Origin of the sequence: Emticicia sp., assembly GCF_049241225.1 — a bacterium.
GTDB lineage: Bacteria > Bacteroidota > Bacteroidia > Cytophagales > Spirosomataceae > Emticicia.
In genome coordinates this window covers 1-5341 of sequence record NZ_JBMLRC010000331.1, presented here as the reverse complement: position 1 = coordinate 5341, position 5341 = coordinate 1, and the positions used below count along the sequence as shown (strand labels likewise).

At 32.7% G+C, this 5341-nt stretch carries 7 protein-coding genes; 4 read left to right on the top strand and 3 right to left on the bottom strand.

Annotated elements, in window-relative coordinates; translation table 11 throughout:
* On the top strand, window positions 1-240 hold a 240-nt coding region (locus ACOVO2_RS17645), incomplete at its 5' end, for a hypothetical protein (protein WP_421771248.1).
* Between the two features lie 14 nt (window positions 241-254).
* Here the strand turns inward: ACOVO2_RS17645 and ACOVO2_RS17640 are convergent.
* From ACOVO2_RS17640 to ACOVO2_RS17630, 3 genes are all read right to left on the bottom strand, one after another.
* Entirely contained in the window at window positions 255-1412 is a 1158-nt protein-coding gene (locus ACOVO2_RS17640) for an ATP-binding protein (RefSeq protein ID WP_421771247.1), read from the bottom strand.
* A 64-nt stretch (window positions 1413-1476) separates the two neighbouring features.
* Window positions 1477-1818 (bottom strand): hypothetical protein, encoded by a 342-nt coding sequence (locus tag ACOVO2_RS17635; protein ID WP_421771246.1) that lies wholly within the window; start codon window positions 1816-1818, stop codon window positions 1477-1479.
* A 169-nt stretch (window positions 1819-1987) separates the two neighbouring features.
* Window positions 1988-2437, bottom strand: a complete 450-nt coding sequence (locus ACOVO2_RS17630; RefSeq protein WP_421771245.1) for a hypothetical protein — start codon at window positions 2435-2437, stop codon at window positions 1988-1990.
* Between the two features lie 359 nt (window positions 2438-2796).
* Between ACOVO2_RS17630 and ACOVO2_RS17625 the strand changes: the two genes are divergently transcribed.
* From ACOVO2_RS17625 to ACOVO2_RS17615, 3 genes are all read left to right on the top strand, one after another.
* A complete protein-coding gene (locus ACOVO2_RS17625) occupies window positions 2797-3531 on the top strand; it encodes a hypothetical protein (protein ID WP_421771244.1) in 735 nt (244 codons plus the stop codon).
* Between the two features lie 166 nt (window positions 3532-3697).
* Window positions 3698-4393 carry a hypothetical protein gene (locus ACOVO2_RS17620; protein ID WP_421771243.1) on the top strand — a complete coding sequence of 232 codons (696 nt, stop codon included), beginning with the start codon at window positions 3698-3700 and terminating at the stop codon, window positions 4391-4393.
* 238 nt (window positions 4394-4631) lie between these two features.
* On the top strand, window positions 4632-5341 hold a 710-nt coding region (locus tag ACOVO2_RS17615; RefSeq protein WP_421771242.1), incomplete at its 3' end, for a hypothetical protein.

Here is a 5341-nt window from a genome sequence, read left to right as displayed (position 1 = left end):
GTTTTCTTGCTCGACCCGTGGTGGAATCCTGCCATTGAAGCACAAGCCATTGACAGAGCCCATCGAATTGGGCAGCAAAACACGGTTTTTACCTATAAATTTATCACCCGAAATTCGGTAGAAGAGAAGATTCTGACCCTACAGCGAAACAAACGTAAGCTTTTCGATAACCTCATTACGACAGAAGAAAACTTCGTAAAATCGCTCTCGAAAGATGATATTTTGAGTTTGTTGGAGTAGATTCTTCAGTCAAATCAAAGAAATCTAAGCATATTACTATACAGTGTATTAGCCGAACACACAGACTGATTTTCTCGTATTTCATAATCTTTTGCCGATGGAGTAACCACTAAGAGCGGTGGATTATTGAGGTCTTGCAGTGCAATCGTAGTACCTTTCTTCAATTTTGGAGTATTAGAAAGTTTTATTTCTACTGCTAATTTGATATTATTTCCCTTCTGAATCACTAAATCTAACTCAGCTCCATCGTGAGTTCGGTAAAAATATACTTGAGTGTTTATTGGTAAATAATTGATTATTTCTTGAATAATGTAGCCTTCCCAAGAGTTTCCAGCCATATAATTTCCAAAAATATCTTCGACTTTATTTAATCCGAGTAAATAATGAAGAAAACCAGAGTCACATATATACAATTTAGGACTTTTTGTAAGTCTTTTACCAATATTTGCGAAATAGGGCTGAATTCGTCTCACCAGAAAAGCATTTTCAAGAAAATCAATGTAGCGAACGACAGTCTTATTACTAAATCCAAGAGAATTAGCCAGCATATTATAATTGATAATTCCCCCATGAATACTTGAAAGCATTAACAATAATCGTTGAATTTCTATCGGATTTGCGGGCATTCCTAAAAGTGGTAAATCACGCTCAACGTAAGTTCGTCTAAAATCTTCAAACCAAATTTCCCAAATTTCTTCATTTGGTGCCAAATAAGCTTTTGGAAAACCTCCTCGTAACCAATGTTTTTCATAGTCCTCTCCCACTTCTGATAGATTAAATGGCATTAATTCAAGGTATGATATTCGTCCAGCCAGTGTTTCAGAGGTATTTTTAATTATATCGGGCGAGGCAGAACCCAGCAAAATAAAACGCCCTGCTTTATTGTTTTGGTCTATCAACGAGCGAAGTATGGGAAATAAGTCGGGCATTCGTTGAATTTCATCAATAATAACAATTTTATTTTCAATTCTTTTTAGATACAAAGCAGCATCTGATAATTTTAGAGCGTCTTCGGGAAATTCTAAGTCTATGTATTCTACATCACTTGAAATTTCTGATGCTATTTGTTTGGCTAAAGTAGTTTTACCGACCTGTCTTGGCCCAAGAAGTGCTAATGCTGGAAAATAGCTAAGTCGTTCGGTTATTTGCTTACTTAAAAACCTTTTTATCATTTTATTACCGTAATTTGGGAATTGAAATCCAATATTACGGTAATAAAACATATAAATCAATTATTTACCGCAAAATTCCCAAATCCCAACCAACCTTGAAGAACTTTTGTGGTGGTTGGGTTTTTATGTATTTGGGCATCTGAAAACCAACTTGCAGCCGCAATGCCGATTTTTTTTTCTGATTGTTTTCTTCTTTTACCGTCTCTTCAACGCCTTTTAGAGATAATCTTAGCCCAAAACCAAAGAAAGTTGTCATTTCTTCTTTCAATTCTTGGTCGTTTTTCTCGTTTTCTTTGGCATTGATAGCTTCATATTTTACTTTTTCTGCCAAAAGTAATTTTGTTTTTTGAGCATAAGCATTTGTACTAAATATGGCGAGTAAGAGCAATAAAAAGGCCTTTTTCATAATTTTAGGATTGGATTTAGATAAAACGAATCATGCTAAGATTAGTTTTGATTTGTTTAGAAAATTGTGGACAGATATTTATCAGCAAATCTAATCAGCTATTGGATATAAACAAAAAAGGTCAGGCAAAACCTGACCTTCAACTATGTTTTTCGTGAATCAAATAAAATTATCGAATTGCTACACTGTGTGTGTAATCTTTATGAATTTCAAACTTCTTATTCCACGTTTCATCGCCACTTTTGAGTGTAAATTGATATGCACCAGCCGATAATGTTGAAATATCATACTTTGAAATAAAATTTCCCCAATCATATTTTCCCAATTCTCTTTCATAAATCAAATGCGAGTTGGCATCGTATAGAGAAACTGTCATTTTAATACCTTCTTTTTTCCAGTATCGTAGTTCAATTTTTTGCCCCTTTTCAATCGGACGAATGTTGGCCAAAAACAATTTTGATGGAGTTGCCAGTGGAGTGAAATTCGGCTTTTCAGGAATTTCGCTTTCCGATGATTCTATGACAGTAGCAAGAAATTGTGCTTGAGTATCGAGACTTATCAAAGCAGCAAATACTACTAAAAGTGCAAGTTTTTTGAGTGTGTTTGTAGAGTTTTTCATGTGCGTAAGTGTTATATTATTGATAAAGAAATTTGTATAACTATTTAGTTTACAGATACTTATGACTCGAGTTCTTTCAATAAAAAATCTAACACAATGTTGAATATTTTTCTAAACACTTCAAATAGCACTCTCCGAATAGTACAAGTACTCGGTTGGAAAATTCAATGAATATTAGAATAATACCGTAAGTTCATCTTAAAGTTTTATGAGATTTTGGCTTGTTTTTCAATGAAAAAGGCTTGAAATGTGTTTTTCGAGGCTTAAATTATTTACTTCAATAAATATGTAATTTCTTAAAAACTAATAAATTTGTTTGTATTTATATAAATCCATAAACATCAACCAACTTTTTTATCATGTTAAAACTCATTTTTTGTGCAATATTGACTTTAGGTATAATTGACAGTATCAATTTGGGTATTGAAACTCCAATCTATGGTATCAAACAAGAAATTTACTTTCCTCATCGTGAAAACCCTGCTGATTATTCATTTAGAAATAAATACACTTTCATCAAGATTGATAGTTTAAACATTTTTGAGATGGAATCACTTTTTGGCGTAGAAGACCCAAATGATGATTCAAAAAGTATTTTGAAAGATACTTTAAATTATTTTTGTTGGAAAGGCTCAAAAGGGGTTATGTACTCTCCAGTTTTTCAAGAAAGAAGAACAATTAAAGTGCTGACTAACCCTGATTCGGTTGTGAATGCATACGTTGGAGGGTTTCCGCAAATGGATGTTCGGGAGAAGGATTATAAGTTAGAATCAGTAAAGGATTCGCTTGGGTTGAGTAAACGATTCGTTTATTCAATCAAAAGTAATGAACATTTTATGTCTCCCGATACAATTAAACTATTGTTAATCAAGGAGAAATACGAACTTTATCATTCTTTTTCAAAGAAAATTGAAGCTGAGCACGGTATGACACTAACGGATGTTAGATTTATTTTTAATGCCAAAAAGCATGAGAATAAAGATTATCCTAAGTTAGAAGGTTACTTAACGCTTCGGAAAGTAGAAATTAAAGAAAATGCTTTTTTAAGTGCCGTACTAAAACAGTTTGAAATTGATAAGAAGCTATTGAGATAACCTCGTTTGGCTAAATATTTAACATTTAGTAATTGTGTCAAGCGTTCTCTGTACGCACCTTCTCAAATGCCGTTTTAAAAACGGCTGACACACCGACCGATTTTAAAATCAGCCGAGCGGGGGGGGACATTCAAATACTTGTAACATAATCAACTAAGTAATAAAAATGCGAATATTTTATATTTTAATGTTATACTTTATTCCGCTGTGTAGCTTTGCACAGCGGAATAAAAAGATTGAAATTCAGAAAATAACAATAACTAACTCTTATGTGGTTGATGCGATAAAACAACTTATTGATGACAGTAATAAAGACAATAAACTCTTTGAGGATGGTTTTGGATACATAGTTTTGGATGGAATATCATTTAGAAATTACACGACTATGAGCGATAAAACCCCTAATTCTGGAAAATGGACAGATACTTTAACATCTTTCAATGTGCATCTTGGAAGTGCTTATCTCGGAAGTTCAGACCCAGAATGTTTTCAATGTGATTATTTTCCTACATATTACACTTATATTGATGGGCGTTTAGTGTTGGTCTATGACGATGCTTTTAGATGGCTAACACCGAGGAAGCAGCGTTTACGGATTGAGAAAAAATACACTGACGAAGTTTTTTCTGATAAAAGCGTTAAGAAATTAAGTAAAATAGTTAATCAAACTCTCCAGCAAACTTTAGACACAAGTTTTGTTTTTTATAACCCTTTTGAAGATAGGTCTTATAAATTAGACAAACGGCAAAGAAAAAATATTTCTAAGGCTAAATTATTATCTTCTGCTTCATTTACCTACAAAAAAAATAGTTATAATGTATTTATTTTAAGAAATGGTGCTATTACAGTAAGAAAAGATTAGATATAAAATCTGTTTTTATATTTTCCATGTTAGGCGGAATGTTCCATAAGTTAGGCTGATTTTAAAATTAGTCGGTGTGTCAGCCGTTCTCTGAACGGCAATGGGAAATAACAAAGGTCAAGCAAAATACTTGACCTTGTTTGGTGCAGAAGAAAAGTTTAAAATCACAAATTTTTAATTCACACAGCAATGTTACTTTTGTAAAACATCAGAATCATAGAACCCACAAATATTTTCAATGAAAACTTACTTTTTAGTTTTGTTGCTTGTGTGCTTATTTAGCTTGGGGTTTAATTTTCCAAGTTCAACTATTTCCTGTATCAAACAGGAAATCAATTTCCCTTTTCGAGGTCAAGATATGACTTACGAGAAAAAATATACTTTTATCAAGACAGATAGTTTGAGCATTTTTGAAATGCATGCTTTCACAGGAGTCGATGACCCTAATGGTGGAACTGTGCAGATATTAAAAGATACAATAAATTATTTTTGTTGGAAAGGCTCTAAAGGGCTTATTTATCATCCATTCTTTCAAGAAAATAGGTCTATTGAGATATTAACTAACCCTGATTCGGTTGTGAATACATACGTTGGAGGGTTTCCACAAATGGAAATTCGGGAGAAAGATTATCAATTAGAATCAGTAAAAGATTCGCTTGGGTTGAGTAAAAGATTGATATATTCACTTAAAAGTAATGAGCATTTTATGTCTCCCGATACAATTAAACTATTGTTAATCAAGGAGAAATACGAGCTTTATCACTCTTTTTCAAAGAAAATTGAAGCTGAGCACGGTATGACACTAACGGATGTTAGATTTATTTTTAATGCCAAAAAGCATGAGAATAAAGATTATCCTAAGTTAGAAGGTTACTTAACGCTTCGGAAAGTAGAAATTAAAGAAAATGCTTTTTTAAGTGCCGTACTAAAACAGTTTGAAATTGATAA

Coding starts and splice junctions, on each gene's coding strand:
- ACOVO2_RS17640 (WP_421771247.1), bottom strand. CDS start 1,412: ATGATAAAAAGGTTTTTAAGTAAGCAAATAACCGAACGACTTAGCTAT.
- ACOVO2_RS17635 (WP_421771246.1), bottom strand. CDS start 1,818: ATGAAAAAGGCCTTTTTATTGCTCTTACTCGCCATATTTAGTACAAAT.
- ACOVO2_RS17630 (WP_421771245.1), bottom strand. CDS start 2,437: ATGAAAAACTCTACAAACACACTCAAAAAACTTGCACTTTTAGTAGTA.
- ACOVO2_RS17625 (WP_421771244.1), top strand. CDS start 2,797: ATGTTAAAACTCATTTTTTGTGCAATATTGACTTTAGGTATAATTGAC.
- ACOVO2_RS17620 (WP_421771243.1), top strand. CDS start 3,698: ATGCGAATATTTTATATTTTAATGTTATACTTTATTCCGCTGTGTAGC.